Here is a 25142-nt window from a genome sequence, read left to right as displayed (position 1 = left end):
ATTAACGTTTTCCGGCAACAAGTAATGAAGAAATGAGCGTACAACCACAGCCGCAGCGATGGCCATGTAATGCAACAGGTCTGCCATTAATTTTTGAACCTTCATCGCCCTCTGCAATAAACGTTTGACCATGCATAGGGCAAGTTACTTTATCCATCAGACAAGCAACCTCTAACCCCATAAATTTCACACCGGAACTTCCTTCAATTACAGTGCCACCGTGAGTCGTTTTATCATTAATTCGAATTACACCCTGCATAATTATTCCTTTAAACCAGATAATACATAGCCCAGAGTAACACCATCGCGATAAAGATAAGCCAGAGAAATATGGAGCGATATTTATCCACCAAGCTTTTTTTGAGTTCCCAACCTGAGCCATTGACAATACTAAATACAGGACTCTTTATATCTGATGAACTAAATTTATAAGAATACTGTTCTCCAATCGCCCCATCTTTTTTATCCCCCAGGATTTTTCAAAACTAAATTCTTTGCGACTACCCCATTGAACTTGTTTTTTTAAACCCACTGCCTCAATGCTTAGTTCAGTTTCGATATCGGTTGATTTTTCTCTGTAACTCACTCTGTTCTTTGCTTAATTAAAAATCAATGTCAGTTTGTATTGCTTCTTCAGGCCATCAACGCCGAATAACTCGATCCATTTCGCATCCACAATCTTCCATGAAGCAACTAGCTTATCTCCTTGCTCAATTACAGAAAACGGAATACCGCCATCCTGATTCAATTCCATAAGTCGACATTTTAATTCCGAAAGAGGAATAACTCGATCACTATTCATATCACCTCCTGTTATTATCGTTATAAATACCTGAAGTGTTTATAAATGAACATTAGTAAAAGTGAGTCAGTCATTCTTTTATTGGGTCAGGTGCATTAACTACACATCGAACCGTAGTGCTAACAGGATAAGGGTTATCTGTAATTCTGAAACCACGGTAAAATGTTAATCCTACATCACCGGTGGGGTCTGGGTTATTACCGCCACGCAATACTTTTCGGTATTGGCCTGTTCGCTCATCCTTAATAACAGGTTTCTCAGGCCCTTGCGGATTTTTTTTGTCGGCTACATTATAATAATTAGGATCATACCAATCCTTCACCCACTCATAACCGTTATCGGCCATGCCATAAAGTCCAAGAGGCGATGGAGGATATGCATTGACGGGAAAATGAACGGATGTGCTATTAATCCCGACCATATCCTCTACAGCCTGGCGATCCACATCCGTAGCATAATTTACTCCCTTCCCATTTTTTTTATTTTCTCGCCACACACCATCATCAGTTGCTACAAGAATATACTGACCACGGCTACGAGCAGAATATTCCCACTGAGCTTCAGTCGGGAGTGAAAAGGGTAAACCAGTTACCCTTCCCAACCAAACACAGTAATTATTGGCTTCAGTCCAATTCACTATGGCTGGACTATTTTTGAAATGATTCATTTCTGCCAATGTAGCATTCTTCCATTTTTTGTCGAATATTTGGGCAGGCAGATTATTAATTTTGAGGTAGAACTTATAGTCCTCATGGGTAACTTTAAATTTACTTATGGAAAAACTGCTCAATTCAATTTCATGAAGTGGTTTAGTATCTTTTTCTGAAGAGCAGTATGGGCCGTCTCCCCTCATTTTCTTGCAGAAATCGCCCATCCAGAAAGTCCCTCCTTTTACATAGACTAAATCCGCTTTAACACGGCTTAGATAGCGCTGAATCTCTGCTTGTTCTTGCGGGGTATGTTTTATTGAGTTCGTTGAATCATCACAACCGCAAATAATAAGAACCAATAAAATACTCCATTGCTTTTTTATATTTTTCAATTTACAGGCTCCGCATTATTAACCACGCATCGGACTGTTGTGCCATCAGGGTAATCACTATCTGGAATATTATAACCGCGGAAAAAAGTCAGACCAACATCGCCAGTAGGATCCGGATGATCTCCTCCGCGCCGCACCTTCCAGTACTGCCCGGTATCCTCATCTTTAACAACAGGTTTTTCTGGCCCCAGAGGATCTTTCCTTGGGGAGTGTTGATAATATTCAGGGTCATACCAATCCTTAACCCATTCATAACCATTATCTGCCATGCCATATAAACCGAATGAAGTTGGTGGATACTTATCAACTGGAAAAAACACAAGCAAACCATTTACCCCAAACCGTTCTTCAACTTTATTTCGGTCTTCATCAGTTGCATAGTTTTCTCCTTCTCCATTTTTCTCATTTTCTCGCCAAACCCCATCATCCGTTGCCACTAAAATATTCCTTCCACGGCTACGTGCGGCATATTCCCATTGGGCTTCAGTGGGGAGGGAAAAGGGTAATCCAGTTTCATATTTCAACCAATTACAGTAGTTATTTGCTTCATTCCAGGTTACTATAGCAGGACTATTATTAAAGTGCGTCATTTCAGCTAATATATCATTCCTCCATTTTTTTTCGAAACGCTTCTCTGGCAAACCTGCCATTTTTAGATAAAAATTATAGTCTTCATGTGTGATTTTAAATTTACCTATCGAATAACTACTGAGTTCTACTTCATGAAGTGGTTTTGTGTCTTTCTCTGGTGAGCAGTAGGGACCACCATCCCTCATTTTCTTGCAGAAATCGCCCATCCAGAAGGTACCCCCATGGACATAGACTAAATCCGCTTTAACACGGCTTAGATAGCGCTGAATCTCTGCTTTCTCTTGCGGTGTATGCTTTATTGCACTCGCTGAATTATCACAACCACTGACAAAAACCATTAAAATGAGACTATATTTACCCAGACGATTTTTTGACATTATTCATTTCTCTCCCATTTTTGGTTATACTGGGTATCTACAGGCACAAAATGACATAACGAGGAATAAAACGGGTTTTCGTCACAGTGTAAAAAATACTGTTTCGAACAGTTCGGTGAGAATGCATATCCGTAGGCAGGGCTATTTTTCAGGCGACTCATGACTTCATCAAAATCCCTCAGGTTTAACTTATCAATAATAGCCTCGAGTTCTTTATCCCGGTTGAATCCTATCTGTAAGAATATTGCTAAATCTTCCTGAGCTAGCTTGACGATTGCCTCTTCCTTGCCAGGGCGGACGCTTCCATCTTTTGTTATGCGTGTCAACACCTTCTTCCATTCCCGCTTCGTCTGAATGCTGGACAAAATATGTAATACAGCTTTCTTTCTATTTTTATTGGGGTCAGGTAAAAAACCATCCCCCTGATTATTGATATCTATACGGTCATATGCACCGTCACCCATAAGGATATATAGAGCAATACCCTTTGCCTCAGGAGAAAATAGATACACACTGCCAGGCTTAGCATTAATCACGTTCGCAAAATCATTACGCTCTGTTGATCTACGCTTGGCATCAGTTAGCTGCGTTGATATTTTATCAATAAAATCATTAAAATCCGACTTTATATCTTCAAATTCAGCAGAAATACTCTTATAATATTCCTCATAAATAGCTCGCCCCCCCATAATCAAAACATAAGATAACGCCATAAACGCTTCTTTAGTAATTATAGTCAAATGCTTATAATCAATGCCATATAACTGATAAATAACCCAGATAGCAAACTCAGGAAACAGTTCAGGCGTAATTTCACCTTCTACCTCGCCTTTCGCACCTGCGCCCAGACAGAGGCTACCTTTAATATGGAATCTGAACTTACCTTTTACGAAACGGACTTTAAATTCACCACTCAAACCTATGCCTAACTCCGCATCGCCCCCAAGAGTTAGCGAAGCGAAATCCTGAAATTCCCCCAGATACGCTCCTTTTTTCTTCTCTGACTGACTAATGGGAGGAAGAATTTCTTTTAGCGCCGGAGAATCCAGCCCAAAGGTATGCAACATATTCGGGAGTTCGTCAACCAGCGAATCGAAAGGCTTTAACCATTGCAAAGCCCCCCCCATGCTACCACCGACTTTTGCGCCACCAAAGGCTTCCCCTTTAAGTTCCAACCCTTTTGGGTTCTCTTTGCTGTCTTTAATTGTTACGCCTTCTTTTTTTCGGGTAGCGAAACGCGAACCAGGCGTTCGGTTTCCCATCAGCAACTGCTTATTACCAAACGTAACAAACTGCAGGTTGCCTTCCGCCTGCGCCGAGGCGCCTACATACCCCCTCAACTCCCCCTCAATCTTTGCTCTCAAAATCCCAATTTTCGCTTCCTTGGTATCACTTACCATAAATTTTAGTTCCCAGCCGACCCGATCTGGAACATAAATAGTTGAATTCACTTTGCCGCAAAAGACGGTCAAAGCCGCTTTCGCCTCGCCTTTAATATGTACATTCCCCGTATCCGGGTTCCAGGTATTCAACGTTGAGGCATTAGCCGTAAGCCTCAAGAATTGCGCGCCAGCAGAAACATCAATATAATTACCGTCTTTACTATATTCTTTATATTGATTATTCCATGCATTAGCCCATTCAGTCAGCGTAGCTTCATAGCTAATATCTCCACTGACCGTCATGGTGTTATCCATCATCTGCTTGATGGCATTTTGTGCAGCAACTAGCTTAGTTTTTAACGCACCGATATTGATTCCGGTAATATTGCCTTTATCATCCTTAGTAAAGATCGCATCACCGCTGAATGTATCAACCGAAAGAATAGTAAATTTGCTTTTAAGCGCGTCATAATCAGACTGATTTATATAAGAGTAGCAACGTCCAAACATTCCTTTATTTAAGGGTTGAACAGGAATCATCTCAATCACGGGTTTATAACCCGTACTCTCATCAAATTCACCTAGTTCAGCCTGAAGATTTTTCGTTGCTTTGTCGAGAGCAGCTTCAGCCGTAGTGATCTTATCCTCATATCCAGGCAATTTATCTTTATTCGCAATATCTTTCAGATTATTACCATAATCCTCTATTGCCTGAGAATAATTGATCTTGGCCTTATGTTGTTTATCTATTACCTCGCTAAGCTTGCTCATCAGTTTTTCAAGCTCCGCGGCATCGCCCTCATCAATAAAAATTAACTCAAGCGTCTCTATGCGAAAATAACACTGACATGACTTGTGCAGAACAACTTTAACATTTTTTTCGACTTTACTTAAAGAATGTTCCGCAACGGGTGTTCCTTGTTTGTTCACTATCCCCCCCTGATTATTCAAAAAATAATTTGATTGCTTTAGGATCCACACCATAATGGGCCTGTGTATATCCATTCTCATCCGTGACGCCACGAATAACCTGTCCATCCTCTGTCTCGATCCGATAAGGAATGTACGGTTTAGGCTGATTATTAGCCTGATCTTTTATTTGGAATCCACCATTCATAGGATTATGAAACTCGGGATCACTCACCGTCACAGGAGAAAGGGCCTGTTCAAGCGACGCACTTCCCCCCCATAAGATAGACCCGCTTTTGAGATCTATTTTACCGGGAGCTCCGATTTCCACTGCGCCGTCTTTGATTTTTATATAGGCACCACCTTTACTAGTCAGGGTTATCCCCTGAGCCGCGTTCAACACAATCTCACTGCTGACGCTGTTGAGGTTCATTGCTTTGTCAGACTGAAGTCGCATGGCATCGGTTTGCGCCTGAATATCCACTTTGCCTCTTGCGGCGAATATCTTCATCCCCATCTTTTGGGCAAATAAGCTTATGGCTTCACCCGCAGCTACAGTGAGTTTTTTCATTATGCCCATATCCACATTCTCACCTGCAGTTGCAGTCAGCGTATGACCTGCAGAAATCTGGATATTTTTTGGTGTCACAAAACCAATACCGGCAGGCGCTGAAGCCAGTAGTCCAGCCCCTTTTAATTGCGCAAGAACCTTACCAAGCTGTTGTTGAGACCCCGTATCGGCTTCCATTGCTCCGGATGCTTTGGCGCTTTCTGCCAGGGAGGTCACCAGCTGTAGCGCGTCCTGTAACTGTGCAACAGCTGCATTCATATCCAACATTTTTCCCTGCGCTTTGGGTTGATCATCGGCGCTTATGAAAATTCCTTTTCCACCCCGGATACTCACCCAGTCATCCGTTCGCAACTCAGCGCCTTCACCGCGCAATGCCCTTTCTGCATTAACCAGGTGTCCTAAATTAAGCTGCGTCTTACCCCCGTACTCCGTGCTGAGCTTGATATGCTCCTCACCCCGCTTGTCCTCCATCCTCAGCTTGTTCAGGCCGGCTGTGCGGATAACATTGCGCGTGCTGTTGGCCTCAGTGACGTGGTCAACGTGGCGGGAGTCGTGCATAGCATGGGCGATATACGGGCGGTCCGGGTCGCCCTCATGAAACGCAATGGCGACTTCAGTACCCTGGATCAGCGGGAAGTGGAATCCGTATTTGTCCCCACCATAAGGCTTGGCAAAGCGCACTGGCATGCTTTCCATGCCCTGCTTTTTATCATCACGGTCGGCATCAAACTTCACCCGGTACATGCCGGATGCATCCTGCCAGGCGTAGATGTCGTTATCTTTGGCACTGGTCACACGCGCCATCAGGGTGCCGCTGACCACCGGACGCTTTTTCGCGGCTGGACGCCAGCATCGGTTCTCGTAGTACGGCATCGCTACCCATGTCACTTTCAAGGCATTCTTACGGCTGCCGTAGTAGCCAGTGCGGATAATAACAACACCATTCTCCGTTTCACGGGGTAGTGTCGGCGAGATAGCGGTTTCGGTAATGGTAAGAACCTGCGCCGGGCCCAGGGTGTGGTCCGTACTGCTGCCGGTCACTGTAGTCTGGGCGGACAAAAAACGTTCATGCTCCAGACGAGCCCAGAAGTTACCGGTTTCGGTTGCAGGGGTAATTTTGTCACCCCGCTCGAGGTGACGCGGACGATAGTGATACACATCACCATAAGTGATACCGTCACCGTCGCCCCGGGTCATGTCTGCCGGGACGGACGTCAGAATATTCTGCGCTTCGCGATGGTTATAGTCGCTGGCGGTGACCGAACGTTCCACCACGTTGTGCCAGACGTGGATATCCCACACCGAGTCAACGGCATTGTCATTGGTGCCCGAAGGGCTGTTAAGTGGCAGTTTTTTATCGAATGTCCAGGCGCTCTGCTTATCCGCAAAGTGCACCACTTCAGTCTGGGTATCCGGTTGCAGGGTGAAGAAGTAAAAAATCCCCACCTCAGCCAGCAGACGTTCGATAAACGCGAGGTCACTTTCCTGGTACTGATTTATCTGTTCCCGTTTTGGGTAGGTTTGTTTAAGCTTGAATTCATATTCCCACCCCTTCAAACCATGCTCACCAAGAATTTGCTCTACCACTTCAGGCACTGATTTGTTGACGAAGAAACGGTGAGTACGAAACTGCTTATCCAGTAAGGATATAAAAGGTTCCAGAATAATTTCATACGTAACCTGATCGCGTGAACCGGCCAGGCGTCGGAAATTTGTCACCACACCATGAACAATTTTACCGACAACAGAATCTAATAGTTTCCCCACCCCCATGCTCAGCGTAGCGGTTTTACTTAACATCATTTCAGCCGTAAGATCCGGATGTGAACTGGTAAAACGAATGGTGTAATGATAGAGAGCACTCATTTGTTCTAAACCATCAAAACGTTCCACATCCAATGGATAAGGGCAGGAAGGAATATCCAGTTTATAGCGATTAAGGATACCCTCTGTCATTTTAAATGTATTTTCCATTTCTATAATTCCTGTCCTGGGTTAGAATGATATTAAACAGAACCAAACTCAACAAACATTATAAATATTACCTATAATGTTCCCATTCATCATAAATATATTTCAAGGCGAATTTATAAAGTCCATAACCTATGAGAAAGGCTACTATACCTGCCCCACCCAGAATAAATCGGTAAGGATCGGCTGAAAAAAAGAAACAGTAGAAAGAGTAAATCATACTGATAGTTCCTAGCGTCATCCCGATACTGGCTACGATCCGTGAAACAATGATAAGTATAAAATCTTTTATATTCATAAACCCCCAAAGAAGTATTCGCAGACATTATTAAACTCTTCAGGATTTATCTTTTCAATTTCACAAGCCGTCTCATAAGGCCTAACAATGTCCTCAACAAGATAATAAAAAAGATCAAAATCACCCATACTGTTTAATTTCTCATACATTCTGGGGTTTCTTTCACGCAAGTACCGCGATGTATAAATAGATCTTGATGCTTCAGCACCAACTCCCAATACACCACCAGCAACAGAACCAGAAAAAAAGGCACCAACTCCTTGAGATATAATCGCCCTTCCGAGGTTACCCCCCGTAAACTGCGAGAACATCATTTTACCTATAACACTACCAGATATATTTCTTGAAAAATATGAAATTTTATGCGTATCTACATGAGAAACAAAATCATCTATAAATGGTTTAATAACCTTATAAATAACCTCATCGTTAAAAGTTACTTTTTTAACCAGTGCTGCTAACCGAAATTTATCATCCTGATTCTCTCTGCGGTGTTCCGTATCTATAAAATCATAGCCAAGATAGGCAAGGCTGACGGGTAAGGAAATAACACCTTTCGCCACAGCACCGATAAACCCAGCCCCATCGATATGAATGGCCTCAAGCATATCTCTGGCAATCTCTTTTGCGCTGTCCATAATTGCTACCCTTTAGATAAACCAGTTAATCAAACGCCAGCACAATCCCTTCTTCGTCATCCCAGCCCAGCGTCAGGCTGTGTGGCTTCTGCTTCGTGGCCATGTGCGTGAGCAGCTGCTGGCTCAGCACCGGCAGAATTTGCTGATTGAGCAGGCTGTCGACGTTGCGTGCGCCGGTGTCCGGCAGCAGGCAGGCTGAGGTCAGCGCGTCATAAAGGCTTTCATCAATGTGCGTGCTCAGGCCGTAGTGTCGATGCAGGCGCTTGCTAACCTGTAACAGCTTCATTTCCACGATGGTACGCATAGCCGCTTCCGCCAGCGGACGGTAAATGACGGTCTGGAAGCGGGCCAGCAACGCGGGCTGGAAGTGGTCACGCAGGATCGGACGCAGCAGCTCGTGGAGATCGCCTTCGCTGGCCTCCGGCTGTTCGTCGAGCAGCTGCATCAGGTGGTCGCTGCCGAGGTTGGAGGTCATCAGAATAACGGTGTTACGGAAGTCGATTTCACGCCCTTCGCCATCACGCATAAAGCCGCGATCAAATACCTGATAAAACAGGTTCATCACGTCGCGGTGGGCTTTTTCGACTTCATCGAGCAAAACCACACTATACGGGCGCTTGCGCACGGCTTCGGTCAGGATCCCTCCCTGGCCATAACCGACGTAACCCGGAGGTGAGCCCTTCAGTTGGGAAACCGTATGCGGCTCCTGGTATTCTGAGAGGTTAATCGTAATGAGTGACTTCTCACCGCCGTACATGACATCGGCCAGCGCAAGCGCGGTTTCGGTTTTCCCCACCCCGCTCGGTCCCACCAGCAGGAATACGCCCTGCGGGCCATTCTCGGAGGTGAGACCCGTTTTTGCCGCACGCAAACGCTGGGCGATGGCCTCGAGCGCTACATCCTGCCCGACCACACGTTTACCCATTTCATTTTCCAGGGTCAGCAGTTCGGTCTGCTCATCTTTCATCAGCGATGACAGCGGAACGCCTGTCCAGTCAGCAATCACGTTGGCAACGGTGCGTACGTCCACATCCAGGGAGAGCAGCGGGTTGCTGTGCTGCATGCCGTTCAGTTCCTGCTGCAGCGTGCGCGTCTCGCTTTGACGGGAGATATCCTGACGGCTTTCCAGCAGTTGTTCGGTGAGTTTCAGTTCCTGCCCGTACTGCGTTTCAAGCTCGTCGAGAGCAACGATCAGAGCGTTCTCTTCCTGCTCAATGACGGTCAGGCGTTCACCATGGCTCTGATTGCCGACAGCAATATCTTCCAGCAGCGCCTGCTTCTCCATTTCAAGAGAGGTAATCTGCGAGCGAATGCAGGTCAGCTGTTCCGGCACCGTGTCGAGGCTCATGCGGACGCGCGCTGCGGCGGTGTCGAGCAGATCAACCGCCTTGTCCGGCAGCTGGCGGCCCGTCAGATAGCGGCGGGAAAGCGTAACAGCAGCGCGCACCGCATCGTCGGTAATGTGCACGTGATGGTGCTCGGCGTAACGGGATTTCAAACCACGGAGCATCAGGCAGGCGGTGTCGTCGTCAGGCTCATCGACTTTTACCATCTGGAAACGACGCTCCAGGGCCGCGTCGCGTTCGAAGTACTGCTTGTACTCGCTCCAGGTAGTGGCCGCAATGGTACGCAGTTCACCACGCGCCAGCGCCGGTTTCAGAAGGTTCGCTGCATCGGCGCCCCCCGCCTGGTTGCCCGCGCCGATGATGGTATGCGCTTCATCAATAAATAGCAGGACCGGGGACGGGGAGTGCTGCACCGCATCGATGACGTTTTTCAGCCGCTGTTCGAACTCGCCTTTAACGCCTGCACCGGCCTGCAGCAGGCCCAGGTCAAGGGTACGCAGAGTGATCGTTTTCAGGGATTCAGGCACATTACCCTCGGCAATACGCAACGCCAGACCTTCAACCAGTGCGGTTTTCCCCACGCCCGGCTCACCGACCAGAATCGGGTTGTTTTTGCGGCGACGAGAGAGAATGTCCACCATCTGGCGGATTTCTGTGTCGCGGCCAAACACAGGGTCGATCTTCCCTTCCTTCGCTTTGGCGGTGACGTCGAGGGTGAATTTATCCAGTGTATTCTGCAGCGCAGGACTCAGTTCCCCCTCTTTCATTTCCGCACCAGCCGGACGCCCGACAAACTCCACCTCGCCACCGTGGCTCTGTGCCAGCTCGGCTTCGCGCTGCATTTCCGGACGTTCATCCGATTGCGCATCCAGCAAAGGTCGCAGGCGCTCCAGCTGGCTTTGAGCAAGCGTTAACAACGGCCAAAGACCGTCACAACGTGCCAGTTTTGGTTTTTCCACCAGGGCCATCAGCAGATGGACGCTGCGAATGTGCTCTTCGCCATTGAGTGAGGCCAGTAGCCAGGCTTGCTGCATCAGAGTCTGGATGTCATCAGAGAGCTGGGGCCGATGGCGCACGGATCGAGGTTGTCTGTCGAGCCAGCCAAGTAAATCCTGCCAGATGCCATCCATATCCCATTCATAGCGACGCGCCAGCACCGTCAGGTCACCTTCCCCCTGCTCCAGCAGCTTCAGCAGCCAGTGCTCCGGCAGAATTTCGGCATGGGCACGGGTCTGACAGAGCGAAGCTGCGCCTTCCATCGCTCGGGCACAGTAAGGGTTCAGACGACGTAACAGGATGGCTGGATTTTCCATGAGATTCTCTCTTTGTCGGTTCCTGGACACGCTACCGCCCCTCGCTGTTCACCAAAGCGCATAAGGTCAGGCAGGCAGGCAGATTGTTTTTTCTTTGCTGAGTGTCCGCATCTCAGGCACTCAGCAAAAAACTGCGGACAGGAAACCTGCCCGCATCAGGATTACGCCGTGGCGCGTTCGTTCCAGGAATCGGAATGAATGATGTTGCCGTCTTTGTAGGTCCAGGTGATTTTTTCGTAACGCAGTTCAACGCGTTCAAGGTGGTTGTGCTTCTCTTTAGAAGGATCCTTGATGTCATACATTTCAGGATTCACTTTCACTACCTTCACGTTTTCCAGTTTGGTGTTGAAGTACTCCACTTCCTGGCCCGCGTCGTTGATTTTGTACCACTTGAATTCAGCAGATTTCAGGGTCTGACCGGTGGTCACCGCCTTGTACAGATACGGGCTGGAGGAATCGATTTCCTTCGTGAACAGGAACGGCGTGTGGATACGGGTGCCGGTCAACTTGCCGGTGTTGTTGTCGGTTGGGATGTACAGGTTATGCTCCTGTGCAACCACTTCGATGCTGCCTTCACGATCCTGAACGTCAACAGACCCTTTGATGTCCGCGCCGCCGTCGTCCTTCAGCCAAAGATAAACAGGAATTGCCATGGAATTACTCTCCATTGTGTAGTGAAGCGCCATCATCCTGCGATGGCGCCGGGTGTTTGCCGGGTATCTGACAGGCGTTGGCCTGCGGTACCAGACTGATTTCGACACGGCGGTTGAGCGCTCGCCCTTCCAGGGTGTCGTTGGTTGCGACAGGACGGCTTTCGCCATAGCCCTGCACCGCAAAACAGCTTTCGGGCACGTCGCCCGTGTCCCGCATCCAGTTGCGCACCGCTTCGGCGCGTTTCAGAGACAGCGTCTGGTTCAGCTGCGGATTGCCGGTGTTATCGGTATGCCCGGATACGACAATCAGCCAGCCCGGTTTCGCTTTGATGCCAACCAGTGAATTCACCAGCATCCTGGTGGAACCCGCTTTCAGCACGAACTTGCCGGAATCGAACAGCGACATGCTGTCGAGGCGAATGGTTCTCGGTCCCTGGATGATTTTCTTAATGACCGGTGGAGGCGGTGGCGGAGGTGCCCAGTCGCTGAGAGCGGCCTCAACGAGCGGAACCAGGCGCAGCCCCTGATATAGTCCCAGGCGATAACGTAGTGGTTCCCCACGACGCAGCCAGTCGTCGAGCAACGCACCATCAGCCCGCAGACGCTGCTGCGCATGCAGTTTCGGTTCAACAGGCTTACCGCTCAGTTGGTGATACAGTGCAAGATGATCGCCAACGTTACGGATGAGGCGCTGGTTGTTCATCCAGGACGCCAGCATCGCCAACGCAAGGAAAATGCCCCCGAGTAGCCCGGCATAACCCCAGAATACCTTCCGACGGCTAATACCATGTCGGCGTGGTAACGCCGGCAGAAGCAGTTCAGGTAGCGGCAGTGGCTCTGTGGTCACGGCCGCATCCGGCGGCAGCGCCGTCACAGAGGTAATGTGCTGTTGCCAGAGATTGCCCGCGATACCGTTCACTCGCACCATGCACATGCCCTGCACACAGGGCTTCATCACGGGTAACTCACCCCGCCGTACCGACAACAAGTCATTCACCGCGCTCTTCTGCCAGGCAAGCAGACTGTCCAGCCACAGGATCTGACTCAGACGGGAAAAACGTCCGTCTGACCCAGTATCCCGGGCCCACTCCGTCAGTGACACATTGCCCTGACCAGGCTGATAGACCTGAATACCGCTCCGCTGGCTTACCGTGGTAAACCAGACAGGCTCGGCTTCCCCATACGCCGCCGGTGGTGACACCCAGGTTACGGTCCATAATGGAGGGAGCGTGCCGAATGCCGCGCGACACTGGACGACAGCACGCTGCCAGCCCCGAAGAGACTGGGTAAAATCATCGCTGGATATGTGCTGCTCAGGCACAACCGCCAGCATGACCGAGATTTGCGACACCAGAGCCGGGCGCACCAAACTCAGGTGCTGTGCAAAGAGCGGTAGTTGCTCTGCATCCTTTACCCACAGATACCAGCCCTGCCGGGTTTCCCGGTAACGGGTTCCGGACACAAAGAGTGGAGCGTTATCACCACAGACAAAGATAACCGCCCCCTGAAAATCTTCCGGCGGCAGGCTTTCATCCACGATCTCACGAACAGCGGTTGCCCTCGCCAGAGAACCCCGACGCTGGCACCAGAAAATAACTCCGGCCGCCAGAGCAACCAGAAGACCGAGTGCTACACGGCTGCCCGTGGACAGTGGCCAGAATCCCAGAACGAGCCACAGCGCCAGAATGGCACCCAGGGCAGTTAACAGACTTCGGTACATATCCCGCATCGCTTACCCCGGCCTGACGATCTGGCTTACCAGTTCGGTAAGCGAAGACGAAAGGAAGAACCAGAGCGCTGCCAGGGCGACAGCGGCCACAACCCAGCTCAGCCAGTACCAGCGACGGCCGCTGCGCAGACGCGATGCGCGGGCAACAATGGGGGCATCTTGTGCCAATGTGAAGGCGGGCACCCGCTCTGCGAGAGCGCGAACAATATCTTCCCTACGCTCATCATCCTGAGCGCGATACTGTCCCACGAACCCCAGTTGCAGAGCCCGGTACATACAGGTCAGGACGGCGGTATCAGGGGCTGTTTCTTTCAGCAGGTTACGGATCCTTTCCCACAGCTCTTCACCTGCGTTGAGGGTACCAAAGAAGTGTGCCTGCAGCGGGTCACGGCGCCAGGTCAGGTAGCCAGCATCGGTGGTTCCCCGGTTCATCACGCTCTCATCAAGCAGTGCACACAGGGTATACACCATATGGTCACGGCTGATGTCGCTGTAACCAGCCTCAGTGAGCGCCGCTTTCGCCTCTTGCACCAGACGGCAGGCCCTCCGGTATAGCCCTTCCCCGTCACGGACTTCCTGACCGCCCCGTATCTGGCTGGCCATCAGCCAGCCCGGGTAGAAAATACGTTCTATCTGGCTGAGTTCAGATTTATTCATGTACGCAGCACCGCAAAGAGTTCGAGATCAACATCCCCCAGCGAGCGCGGGGTATAGAAGGTGCAACAGCCCATCTCAAGCATGGCGCGAGCCGCCTCACTGCTCAGATCCAGCGAGAAATACTGATTCTCAAGGCGCAACGGGATAGCGGCCGGAACATGCGTCAAAGGCTTAATCAGCATCCCACTCAGCGCTACATTCACCACATCCGAAACATCATCAAAGCTGCCCGCTTTACACAACTGCGGGAATTTTGTCTGAAGCTCATGGTTCGGCATGGAAGAACGTACTGAGAGGTAGAAGTCCGCCCCTTCGCGCAGACGCGCGTCGTGCAGGGCACCTTTCCAGATCTGGTCCTGATGCTCGAGGTGGATTCTTACGACCCGCGACGGCAGGCTCGCTTCAAAGAGCTTGTCCAGCAATGCCAGCAAAGGCGGGAATACCCGTTCCGGTGCATCGTGCTGATAAGCAGGAATGTCCCCGGCGTCATGTTCCAGGGAGAATGTCAGCAGGCTGCCGGCAAGACGAGTCAGTTCGCGGTACAGGAGTTCCGGGTGACGATCGGGCGTCTGCAGAAGTTCCGTTAACACCGGCTCGGCGCTGTTCAGCGCATTCAGCAGCCAGAACAGGGAGACATCCGCGACAGCAAAGTCTGCCATCCGCTCATTGCTTTCACGGCGCATAGCCATCAGGCGACGGCGGCGGGCCTGCAGACGAACCAGCAGGTCACCCAGTTCGGTGGCCAGCGACGGGCTTGCAGAAAGGGAAAGCATCGGCGGAATGAAAGCCGGGTCCCGGCTCCACTGCCCCTGAGCATTACGCACCAGGCGGGTCACCGGACAGGTCAGGTATGCCGTATTTTCCTGGCTGGACAAACGCAGGGTCAGCGCATGACGCAAAATGGCCAACTCCCCGCTTTCATGACCAGCCAGTTCCTGCACCACCACACGTTCGGCTTTCCAGCGACGCGGGCGTTCACTGTCCTGTCCGTTATCGAGGTTGCCACCACTGGCGCTCAGCAGCGGCAATGCGGCAACCACCTCAACAGCCTCTGAGCCGTTTGCGGCAGACAAATCACAGACCGGCGGAATATTATCCGCCAGATCCGTATCAACAATCGTGCCATCCTGGAAACTTACGACCAGACGGATGGCATTCAGACGCGAGAGCGCAAGTGCAGCATCATCAAATTCTGCCGCAACCACGCCCCAGGGATGAGAAATACCCATCCGGGCGACCATGCTGGCAACGTGCTCACTCCAGCGGACCTGCTGCTGGAACTGTTGCGGGGCCAGAGCGGCCCCATCCTCCCAAAGTGGGCGGTAAATTTTCATCCCTGATCACCCCTCGCCTTACGATTTCGCTTTCGGCATCTGGGAAACCAGCGACAGGTTTACGTCCATCCCTTCCACCTGGAAGTGCGGGATCGCATACAACTTCACGCGGAAGAAGCCCGGGTTATCCTCAATATCTTCCACCACCACTTTTGCATCACGCAGCGGATGAGATGCCTGCAGTTCGTCGCCCGGATCGGTCATTTCGGTCACCAGACTGCGGACCCAGGTGTTCAGCTCCAGCTCCAGAAGTCGGCGATCCTTGGTGGTACCGATGTTCTCGCGCTGAATCAGCTTCAGGTAGTGGGCAATACGCGACAGCAAGAAGATGTACGGCAGGCGGGCGTTGATGCGGCTGTTGGCCGTTGCATCTGCGGTATCATACAGCGCCGGTTTCTGGGCGGAGTTGGCTGAGAAGAAGCAGGCGTAGTCGCGGTTTTTATAGTAGGACAAAGGAATAAAGCCCAGATTCGCGAACTCGAACTCACGCGTTTCAGGGATCATGACCTCAGACGGGATTTTTACCTGATTGCCGGTACCCAGGTCATAAAGATGGATAGGCAGATCCTGAACCGCACCGCCGGCCTGTGGGCCACGGATTTGTACGCACCAGCCATTATTGATAAAGCTACGCACCATGTTGGACGCGAAGGCAAACGACGCATTCGTCCACAGGTATTTGTCGTGATCCGGACCTTTGACTTCTTCAACATAGTTAAAGCTGCGAACCGGAACGGTATCCGGGCCGTACGGTAAACGTCCCAGTACGCGCGGCATCACCAGACCGATGTAGCGAGCGTCGTCCGTATCGCGGAACGATTTCCACTTGATGTACTCTGCGCGGTCAAAATAGTTACCAATATCTTTAATCGCCGCGACGTCTTCCATTGAATCCTTGAGGAAGAATTTTGGGCCTGCCGAACCGATAAACGGCATATGTGCAGCTGCGGATACTTTAGAGATGTTGCGCAGCAGAGCGACATCCTGAGCTGAAGCATCGAACTCATAAGCGGAAATCAGCGCAGCAATCGGCTCGCCGCCCGGGGTATCATATTCATCAATATAGGCGTGTTTATAGAGACCACTCTGGATGATTTCCGGGCTGTCTTCAAAGTCCTGGCGCAGGTCTTCTTTAGACATGCTCAGAAGCTCAATTTTCACGTTCTGGCGAAAATCCGTTTTATCAACCAGCGACTTTACGCCGCGCCACAGGCTCTCAACCGCCTGAAAATCTTCATGGTGCATAACGGCGTCGAGCTGGCGGCTTATCTGGTAATCGAGCTCAGCGATGTGGTGATCGATCAGGCTTTTATCCAGTTTTTCGACCTTCGAGCCTGCCTTGGTCAGGCATTCCAGAAAGACTTGCATACCTGCGGTGAGACGCTCGTCAGCGGTCGCATCCGACATCGCCTGCGCATCTTGCCAGATATCCAGCGCGCTCAGCTCGGAGACAGGGTTCAGATTGATTTTCTCAAACAGTGAGGCGTATACCCCACCCACACCAGGGCGTTCCAGCACCACGCTTTCCCCGCCAGCAGTATTATTTTGTACAGACATGAGCATTCCTTGATTAATCCGTTAAAACAGCATGATGGTTAAGGTTTTTTTGAAGCCAGTGCGGATAGTTCATTTCGCAACTCAGCACTAAGTGACTGGTCAAGAACGATTTTCTCCAGTTCTTTTCGGAAAGTCTGGTTATCCAGCAGGTTGGCTTTCAGATCGCGGAGCAAGTTGCGCATCGCCAGCATCGCCTTCAGCTGTGGAATTTGGGCTGCCACCTGCTCTGGCGTGAAATCTTTCATGCTCTGGAAAGTCAGCTGAATGTTGTCCTCACCACCATCGTCAGACAGCGTATTTTTAACGGCCAGGTTAACTTTTGGGGAATATTCGGAAAGAACGCTGTCAAAATTATTTTTGGTGATGTTAATCTTTTCGCGCTCAGATATTGTCGCAGATTCCTTCCCATTACTGAAATCACCTGCAACAAGCAATTTCAAGGGTAATTCCATTTTCTTGCTTGCTCCGCCAGTATGCAGGTCAAGCTTCAGGTTAATACGTGCCTTAGGCACCTCATTCTGAAAACTGTCAGCCATCTAATCATCCCTCTTTGTTTTGCTATGCCAACTTCACGGTATCGTTCTTGATGCGCAATAATAGAATAATGATCGGAACAAAATCAAATACACAGATCATTAATCCGATTCAAGAATTTTCTTAAGAATTTTCCACTAAGACATTATCGTAAATAGGCCAATCAAATCAGGAAAAGAAACTGCTCTTTTCGCACAAATCGAATATTTGTATCGCAGAAGGGGTTGTAGCCAGAGAGATGTTTATAAAAACATCTTGTTTTGATTTGCATCACAGCATTACGTCAAAAAGCGAGAAAGAACGACAATATCTTATTGCGGCACGATTAAAAGAAGACAGGAATGGATGAAAGCAGATGACTATTCCATTGATGGTATGAATAACGCTTAAGAATTTTCACGAAGAAAATTCTTATTTATTATGCGGAGGAATAAATAAAGGTGTAAATGTTTAATTTGGCGCAAATCAACTATGCCGTTTTTTTCTTTACGCCTTCCCTCTGAGCGCTAACGCTTTTACCTTTCGCTCAGGCAGGAAAGGCGCTTTCATGCGACTGCCTATAAAATCTGTAAAATCAAGCACCTTCCAAACTGCCGCTTTTTTAATCAATAACGAGTAATAGCACATATCGTATAACGGTGCTACATTACGCCGCCCGCCCAAATCAGCAGTGGCCAGGCAACGCCGTAAAGTTCGGTAAAGCCTGCAACCATCACCTTGAAGAACGGTCTTATCGGCACGTCGTATCGCAAACTCTGCGCTACCTTTACAGGCTTCACATAGGTTTTACTATTTTGTCTCAATCCAAATTTCAACGCGCGTTTTTACACCCGCGTTACTGGTTTACATGGTTTGGTCTTGGCGTACTCTGGCTGCTGGTTCAACTTCCGTACCCTGTTCTGCGCTTGCTGGGATCGAAACTGGGCAGCGCTTCCCGCGTTTTCCTGAAACGTCGCGAATCCATCGCGCGCAAAAATCTTGAGCTTTGTTTTCCGCAGTACAATGCTGATGAGCGCGAGAAACTCATCGCTGAAAACTTCAAATCCATCGGCATGGCGCTGCTTGAAACCGGCATGGCCTGGTTCTGGCCGGATGAGCGTGTCCGCAAGTGGTTTGATGTAGAAGGACTGGATAACCTTAAACGCGCGCAGATGCAAAAACGCGGCGTGATGGTCGTCGGCGTTCACTTTATGTCGCTGGAACTGGGTGGCCGCGTGATGGGCCTTTGCCAGCCAATGATGGCGACCTATCGACCCCACAACAGTGCGCTGATGGAGTGGGTCCAGACGCGTGGCCGCATGCGTTCCAATAAGGCGATGATCAGCCGTAATAACCTGCGCGGTATGGTCGGTGCTCTGAAGAAAGGTGAAGCCGTCTGGTTTGCACCCGATCAGGATTATGGACGTAAAGGCAGCAGCTTTGCGCCCTTCTTTGCGGTGAAAGACGTTGCGACGACTAACGGCACCTTTGTCATTTCGCGTCTGTCGGGCGCCTCCATGCTGACCGTAACGATGGTGAGAAAAGCAGATAAGTCAGGCTATCGTCTGCACATCTCCCCTGAAATGGCTAACTATCCGGAAAACGAGTGCGAAGCCGCAGCGTTTATCAATAAAGTCATCGAAACTGAAATCATGCGTGCGCCAGAGCAGTATCTGTGGATGCATCGCCGTTTCAAAACCCGCCCTCTTGGCGAAGCCTCTCTCTATATTTAAGTCTTTCAGGAAGGTTAGTTTCGCTAAGAAACTAACCTTTTCAATCACCTGTCATCCCGTTGAGAAGCCCTCTTACGTTGCGTCGCCCAAAGTGAATTTATTGCGATGCGAAATCAAACTGTCGCCGTTCCACGACACTCGTAAGTGACGGAAATTATTTAAAAAAATGCCTCTTGTCACCCCTCATTTTTAGGCGTACATTAGCGCCGTCTGGCAACAGGAAAGCACAGAATTCTGAACTGGAGTTAACGGCGTAACGGGAAAATTCTCATTTCCGTTTTGACCGGATTTCAGTTCTCTATAATCAGGTGGACTCTGTTTTTAAATGCGTACCACAAGATACGCGGAGCGATGAAACGTGAAATATTTCTTTATGGGCATTTCGGTGATTGTTTTAGTCTGGGCCGGAACCTTTGCCCTGATGATCTAGTGAAGAACATGCAGTCAAAAAAACAGGAGCCATCGGCTCCTGTTTTTTTATGTCATGACGACGCGGGATGTTCAGCGACGCTCTTTGAAGTGAGAAGACCGTCGGCCCGGAACATACTCTTGATGCCCCTCACCGCCTGACGGATACGATCGCTGTTTTCAATCAGGGCAAATCGCACATGGGTGTCGCCGTAATCACCAAAGCCAATGCCCGGTGACACACACACCTTCGCATCCTGCAGCAGCTTTTTGGCAAACTCCAGCGATCCCATCGCCGCGTACGGCTCCGGAATTTTCGCCCAGACGTACATGGACGCCTTCGGCATTTCCACCATCCAGCCCGCTTCATGCAAGCCCTTTACCAGCACGTCACGGCGGCGCTTATACTGGGCGGCAATCTCGTGAACGCACTGCTGGTCGCCTTCCAGGGCAGCGATAGCCGCGACCTGTAGCGGCGTGAAGGTACCGTAGTCGTGGTAACTCTTAATGCGCGCCAGGGCACTCACCAGCGTTTTGTTACCCACCATAAAGCCAATACGCCAGCCCGCCATGTTGTAGCTTTTTGACAGCGTAAAGAACTCTACCGCCACGTCACGCGCCCCCGGGACCTGCATAATGGAAGGGGCTTTCCAGCCGTCATAGACGATGTCAGCGTAGGCTAAATCGTGAACCACCAGCACGTCATAACGTTTAGCCAGGGCGACGACTTTCTCGAAGAAATCGAGCTCCACGCACTGGGCCGTTGGGTTCGACGGGAAACCGAGGATCATCATCTTCGGTTTCGGATAACTTTCGCGAATCGCACGCTCCAGTTCGTTAAAGAAATCGACACCTTCCACCAGCGGAACGGAACGAACCTGCGCCCCGGCAATCACCGCGCCGTAGATGTGGATCGGATAGCTTGGATTAGGCACCAGCACCGTATCGCCATGATCCAGCGTGGCCAGCATCAGGTGTGCCAGCCCCTCTTTCGAGCCGATGGTGACAATCGCTTCACTTTCCGGATCGATATCAACCTGATAGCGATCCTGATACCAGCGCGAGATCGCGCGACGTAATCTGGGAATACCGCGAGAGGTTGAGTAGCCGTGCGTATCCGGACGCTGGGCAACCGTGCAGAGCTTTTCAACGATATGCGGCGGCGTTGGGCCGTCAGGGTTACCCATGCTGAAATCAATAATATCTTCGCCGCGCCGACGCGCAGCCATTTTCAGTTCAGCAGTGATATTGAAAACATAAGGGGGGAGACGATCGATACGCGTAAAACGGCGTTCAGGACTGAATTCAGCCATAGATTCCTCAGATTAACGTTAGCGCCCGGACCGTCCGAGCGACGCTGCCACCGATGTGGCATGCTTAGAAAATAACCTGAAAAAAATCATGCTGTCGAGAGGGAAATGAAAAAAAAGCGATCGCCTGAAAACCGGAACCCGGCAGTGCCAAAAAGCGGAAGCCCCTGTTTCAGGGTTGGCTTTCTGATAGCCGTTATTTAACAGGATGATATCAAAACAGTTACCTGACGATGCGCTGGCTATAAAAAATAAGGCCGTGTCCGTTACCGCCGGACAATCCCCTTTAAGAATTATGGTTTTTCCTCATTTGATAAACCTGACGGATAGCTGGTCAATACGCGCCAGGTTTTTTATCATGGTTCTTTCCCGTTTTCCCAGGTCTACTCGTGCACGAAATATTCACTATGCTGCTGGCGGTTTTTGACCGTGCGGCATTAATGCTGATTTGCCTGTTCTTCCTCATCCGCATTCGCCTGTTTCGCGAGCTGTTGCACAAATCCGCCCACTCGCCAAAAGAGCTGCTGGCCGTTACCGCCATCTTTTCGCTGTTCGCCCTGTTCAGCACCTGGTCAGGCGTGCCGGTAGAGGGGTCGCTGGTTAACGTGCGCATTATCGCCGTGATGTCCGGCGGAATTTTGTTTGGCCCGTGGGTGGGCGTTATCACCGGCGTGATTGCCGGAACCCATCGCTACCTGATTGATATCGGCGGCGTAACGGCGGTGCCCTGCTTTATTACCAGCATTATCGCCGGGGTGCTCTCCGGCTGGATCAGCCGCAAAATCCCGAAAAAACAGCGCTGGCGCGCCGGGATCGTCGCAGGCATGGTGTGCGAAACGCTGACTATGATCCTGGTCGTCGTCTGGGCCCCCACCACCGCGCTGGGGCTGGATATCGTCTCGAAAATCGGGATTCCGATGATCCTGGGCAGCGTGTGCATCGGTTTTATCGTGCTGCTGGTGCAAAGCGTTGAAGGGGAAAAAGAAGCCAGCGCCGCCCGTCAGGCCAAGCTGGCGCTGGATATCGCCAACAAAACGCTGCCGCTTTTCCGCCACGTTAATGCGGAATCGTTGCGTCAGGTCTGCGAGATTATCCGCCACGACATCCACGCAGACGCCGTCGCCATCACCAATATTGACCACGTGCTGGCCTATGTTGGCGTCGGGGAACACAACTATCGCGATAATGATGACACCATCAGCCCGACCACCAGACAGGCGATCAATTACGGTAAAATCATTATTAAAAACAATGACGAAGCCCACAGAACGCCGGAAATCCACTCCATGCTGGTTATTCCGCTGTGGGAGAAAGGCGTCGTGACGGGCACGCTGAAAATTTATTACTGTCACGCGCATCAGATCACCTCCTCCCTGCAGGAGATGGCGATTGGCCTGTCGCAGATTATCTCCACTCAGCTGGAAGTCTCCCGTGCAGAACAGCTGCGTGAGATGGCAAATAAGGCAGAGCTGCGCGCGCTGCAGAGCAAAATCAATCCCCATTTCCTGTTTAACGCGCTGAACGCGATCTCCTCGTCCATTCGTCTTAATCCGGACACCGCGCGCCAGCTGATTTTTAACCTGTCCCGCTATCTGCGCTACAACATCGAGCTGAAAGATGACGAGCAGATCGACATCAAAAAAGAGCTGTATCAGATCAAGGATTACATCGCCATTGAACAGGCGCGCTTTGGTGACAAGCTCACGGTCATTTACGATATTGATGAAGAGGTCAACTGCGTGATTCCGAGCCTGCTTATCCAGCCGCTGGTCGAAAACGCGATTGTTCACGGCATTCAGCCCTGTAAAGGCAAAGGGGTGGTCACCATCAGCATCACCGAAAGCGGTAACCGGGTACGCATTGCCGTGCGCGATACCGGCCACGGGATTGACCCAAAAGTCATTGAGCGCGTGGAGTCTAACGAGATGCCCGGGAATAAAATCGGCCTGCTGAACGTGCACCACCGGGTCAAGCTGCTTTACGGCGACGGACTGCATATTCAGCGTCTTGAGCCGGGCACCGAAATTGCTTTTTACGTCCCGAATGAGCGTTCTCCCGTTCATTCGACAACATCACTGTTGCCCCAGGTGGAGTAACCCATGAAAGTTATCATCGTAGAAGATGAATTCCTGGCTCAACAGGAGCTCACCTGGCTTATCAACACCCACAGCCAGATGGAGATTGTGGGTACGTTTGATGATGGTCTGGACGTGCTGAAGTTTTTGCAGCATAACCGGGTCGACGCCATCTTCCTGGATATCAACATTCCTTCGCTGGATGGCGTATTGCTGGCGCAAAACATCAATCAGTTTGCCCATAAGCCGTTTATCGTTTTCGTTACCGCCTGGAAAGAGCACGCCGTTGAGGCCTTCGAGCTGGAGGCGTTTGACTATATCCTTAAGCCTTACCAGGAGTCGCGGATTGTCAGCATGCTGCAAAAGCTGGAGGCCGCATGGCAGCAGCAGACCGCCCCCGCTAGCGCCACCCCAACGGTACGGGAAAACGACACCATTAATCTGGTCAAAGATGAGCGCATCATCGTGACGCCGGTCAATGATATCTACTATGCCGAAGCCCATGAAAAGATGACGTTTGTCTATACGCGGCGGGAATCTTACGTGATGGCGATGAACATCACCGAGTTTTGCAGCAAGCTGCCTGCGTCGCACTTTTTCCGCTGCCACCGCTCGTTCTGCGTGAATTTAAACAAGATCCGCGAAATCGAACCCTGGTTTAACAACACCTACATTTTGCGCCTGAAGGATCTGGATTTTCAGGTGCCGGTGAGCCGCAGCAAGGTGAAAGAGTTCCGCCAGCTGATGCACCTGTAAAGAAAAAGCCCTCTCCAGCGGGAGAGGGCTCTACGTCACAGGATTTGACCGAGAACCTGACGCAGATGGGCACCCGAACCCAGCAGGCCAGGGTTATCATGCACGATCAGATAAACCGGAATGTCCTGCACGTAGCTTCTGAAACGCCCTTTATCCTCAAACCCGCCGCGGAAGCCGGAGGCTTTGAAGAAGTCGAGGAAGCGCGGCACAATTCCGCCTGCGATATAAACGCCCCCGAAGGTGCCCAGCGTCAGCGCCAGGTTGCCGCCGAAGCGTCCCATAATCACGCAGAATAGCGACAGGGCACGACGGCAGTCAATGCAGCTGTCCGCCAGCGCTCGTTCGGTGACGTCTTTCGGCTGCAGGTTTTCCGGCAGACGACCGTCAGATTTCACAATCGCACGGTACAGGTTCACCAGCCCCGGCCCCGAAAGGACGCGCTCGGCGGAGACGTGGCCGATCTCAGCGCGTAATTCTTCAAGGATAATGCCCTCTTCTTCGCTGTTTGGCGCAAAGTCTACGTGGCCGCCTTCACCCGGCAGGCTCACCCAGCGCTGAGCAACGTGCACCAGATGTGAAACGCCCAGGCCGGTACCGGCCCCGTAAACCGCAATCGGCTTACCTTCGACAGGTTCAGCGCCGCCAAACTGGATCAGATGCTCCGGCTTCAGCATCGGGATCGCCATGGACACCGCGGTGAAGTCATTGATGATCTCAAGATGCGCAAAGCCGAGGTTTTTTTTCATCTCGGCGATGGAGAATGCCCAGGTATGGTTGGTCATGGCGACCCAGTCGCCGGTTATCGGGCAGGCAATGGCGATGCAGCCATCTTCGACGCTAACCTGATGCTCGTCCAGATAGACGCGGACAACGGCCTCAAGGCTTGGATAATCCAGCCCTGAGTAGGTTTTCGCCCGGGAAATTTCACCGCTACTTACATCGCATAATGCGAGGCGCGCGTTCGTGCCGCCCACATCACCTACCAAAGCATACTTTGTCATTCTTCTACTGCTCCGCTAAAGTCAGAATAAATCTTTGGGACACTGTAAATTCAAGGCGTGATAACAACAACGGCCGTAAGGTGAATGCCCATGGATTATCGATCTTCGTCACAGAATAACTTTACCGTTTCAGCACCTTTTGCACTATTGCCATAAAGCTTAATGTGCAAAGTAAC

21 protein-coding genes are annotated in these 25142 nt (G+C 50.7%); 4 read left to right on the top strand and 17 right to left on the bottom strand.

The features are described 5' to 3' along the window. Position 1: 1 nt before the first annotated feature. The 15 genes from DOU50_RS23155 to DOU50_RS23740 all read right to left on the bottom strand — a co-directional run bounded on the left by DOU50_RS23155 (position 2) and on the right by DOU50_RS23740 (position 18483). Entirely contained in the window at positions 2-259 is a 258-nt protein-coding gene (locus tag DOU50_RS23155) for a PAAR domain-containing protein (protein ID WP_071994475.1), read from the bottom strand. Positions 260-598: 339 nt separating this feature from the next. Next, positions 599-802 (bottom strand): hypothetical protein, encoded by a 204-nt coding sequence (locus DOU50_RS23150; protein ID WP_148770435.1) that lies wholly within the window; start codon positions 800-802, stop codon positions 599-601. A gap of 70 nt (positions 803-872) precedes the next feature. Next, on the bottom strand, positions 873-1844 hold the full coding sequence (locus DOU50_RS23145) for a formylglycine-generating enzyme family protein (protein ID WP_228117548.1): 972 nt from the start codon (positions 1842-1844) through the stop codon (positions 873-875). Then, positions 1841-2812, bottom strand: coding sequence for a formylglycine-generating enzyme family protein (locus DOU50_RS23140; RefSeq protein WP_090420016.1), 972 nt, complete (start codon positions 2810-2812; stop codon positions 1841-1843). Before DOU50_RS23140 ends, DOU50_RS23145 begins: the two co-directional genes overlap by 4 nt. After that, positions 2812-5124, bottom strand: a complete 2313-nt coding sequence (locus tag DOU50_RS23135) for a hypothetical protein (protein ID WP_148770433.1) — start codon at positions 5122-5124, stop codon at positions 2812-2814. Before DOU50_RS23135 ends, DOU50_RS23140 begins: the two co-directional genes overlap by 1 nt. A gap of 13 nt (positions 5125-5137) precedes the next feature. After that, complete coding sequence (locus tag DOU50_RS23130) at positions 5138-7648, bottom strand: type VI secretion system Vgr family protein (protein WP_090420018.1); 2511 nt, start codon at positions 7646-7648, stop codon at positions 5138-5140. Between the two features lie 291 nt (positions 7649-7939). Then, a complete protein-coding gene (locus tag DOU50_RS23120) occupies positions 7940-8581 on the bottom strand; it encodes a hypothetical protein (protein WP_148770429.1) in 642 nt (213 codons plus the stop codon). Between the two features lie 25 nt (positions 8582-8606). After that, positions 8607-11240 (bottom strand): type VI secretion system ATPase TssH, encoded by a 2634-nt coding sequence (gene tssH, locus DOU50_RS23115; protein WP_148770426.1) that lies wholly within the window; start codon positions 11238-11240, stop codon positions 8607-8609. 161 nt (positions 11241-11401) lie between these two features. Further along, the gene (hcp, locus tag DOU50_RS23110) at positions 11402-11893 is read right to left on the bottom strand and encodes a type VI secretion system effector Hcp (protein WP_023325816.1); all 492 of its coding nucleotides are present in this window, start codon (positions 11891-11893) and stop codon (positions 11402-11404) included. A gap of 4 nt (positions 11894-11897) precedes the next feature. Then, the gene (locus tag DOU50_RS23105; RefSeq protein ID WP_148770424.1) at positions 11898-13622 is read right to left on the bottom strand and encodes an OmpA family protein; all 1725 of its coding nucleotides are present in this window, start codon (positions 13620-13622) and stop codon (positions 11898-11900) included. 3 nt (positions 13623-13625) lie between these two features. Further along, positions 13626-14279, bottom strand: a complete 654-nt coding sequence (gene tssL, locus DOU50_RS23100) for a type VI secretion system protein TssL, short form (RefSeq protein ID WP_048990073.1) — start codon at positions 14277-14279, stop codon at positions 13626-13628. Then, a complete protein-coding gene (gene tssK, locus DOU50_RS23095) occupies positions 14276-15613 on the bottom strand; it encodes a type VI secretion system baseplate subunit TssK (RefSeq protein ID WP_090420035.1) in 1338 nt (445 codons plus the stop codon). Before tssK ends, tssL begins: the two co-directional genes overlap by 4 nt. An 18-nt stretch (positions 15614-15631) precedes the next feature. Further along, positions 15632-17176: a type VI secretion system contractile sheath large subunit gene (gene tssC, locus DOU50_RS23090; RefSeq protein ID WP_148770422.1), complete on the bottom strand. Its 1545-nt coding sequence runs from the start codon at positions 17174-17176 to the stop codon at positions 15632-15634. A 32-nt stretch (positions 17177-17208) separates the two neighbouring features. Beyond that, positions 17209-17706 carry a type VI secretion system contractile sheath small subunit gene (gene tssB, locus DOU50_RS23085; RefSeq protein ID WP_148770420.1) on the bottom strand — a complete coding sequence of 166 codons (498 nt, stop codon included), beginning with the start codon at positions 17704-17706 and terminating at the stop codon, positions 17209-17211. A gap of 639 nt (positions 17707-18345) precedes the next feature. After that, positions 18346-18483: a hypothetical protein gene (locus tag DOU50_RS23740; protein ID WP_159427010.1), complete on the bottom strand. Its 138-nt coding sequence runs from the start codon at positions 18481-18483 to the stop codon at positions 18346-18348. 12 nt (positions 18484-18495) lie between these two features. Between DOU50_RS23740 and lpxP the strand changes: the two genes are divergently transcribed. Both lpxP and ypdK read left to right on the top strand, forming a co-directional pair. After that, on the top strand, positions 18496-19416 hold the full coding sequence (lpxP, locus tag DOU50_RS23080; RefSeq protein WP_148770492.1) for a kdo(2)-lipid IV(A) palmitoleoyltransferase: 921 nt from the start codon (positions 18496-18498) through the stop codon (positions 19414-19416). Between the two features lie 358 nt (positions 19417-19774). After that, complete coding sequence (ypdK, locus tag DOU50_RS23075; RefSeq protein ID WP_099458937.1) at positions 19775-19846, top strand: membrane protein YpdK; 72 nt, start codon at positions 19775-19777, stop codon at positions 19844-19846. 52 nt (positions 19847-19898) lie between these two features. Here ypdK and alaC read toward each other — a convergent pair whose 3' ends face one another. Then, complete coding sequence (alaC, locus tag DOU50_RS23070) at positions 19899-21137, bottom strand: alanine transaminase (protein ID WP_023308710.1); 1239 nt, start codon at positions 21135-21137, stop codon at positions 19899-19901. 386 nt (positions 21138-21523) lie between these two features. Between alaC and DOU50_RS23065 the strand changes: the two genes are divergently transcribed. Both DOU50_RS23065 and DOU50_RS23060 read left to right on the top strand, forming a co-directional pair. Continuing rightward, complete coding sequence (locus tag DOU50_RS23065) at positions 21524-23230, top strand: sensor histidine kinase (RefSeq protein ID WP_024907633.1); 1707 nt, start codon at positions 21524-21526, stop codon at positions 23228-23230. A gap of 3 nt (positions 23231-23233) precedes the next feature. Further along, a complete protein-coding gene (locus DOU50_RS23060) occupies positions 23234-23965 on the top strand; it encodes a LytR/AlgR family response regulator transcription factor (protein WP_024907632.1) in 732 nt (243 codons plus the stop codon). Between the two features lie 35 nt (positions 23966-24000). On the opposite strand, the gene glk is transcribed toward DOU50_RS23060, so the two are convergent. Beyond that, positions 24001-24966 carry a glucokinase gene (gene glk, locus DOU50_RS23055; protein ID WP_048029635.1) on the bottom strand — a complete coding sequence of 322 codons (966 nt, stop codon included), beginning with the start codon at positions 24964-24966 and terminating at the stop codon, positions 24001-24003. Positions 24967-25142 lie beyond the last annotated feature (176 nt).

It is taken from the genome of Enterobacter sp. C6 (assembly GCF_008122455.1).
Lineage (GTDB): Bacteria > Pseudomonadota > Gammaproteobacteria > Enterobacterales > Enterobacteriaceae > Enterobacter > Enterobacter pseudoroggenkampii.
This window is presented reverse-complemented; position numbering and strand designations above follow the sequence as displayed.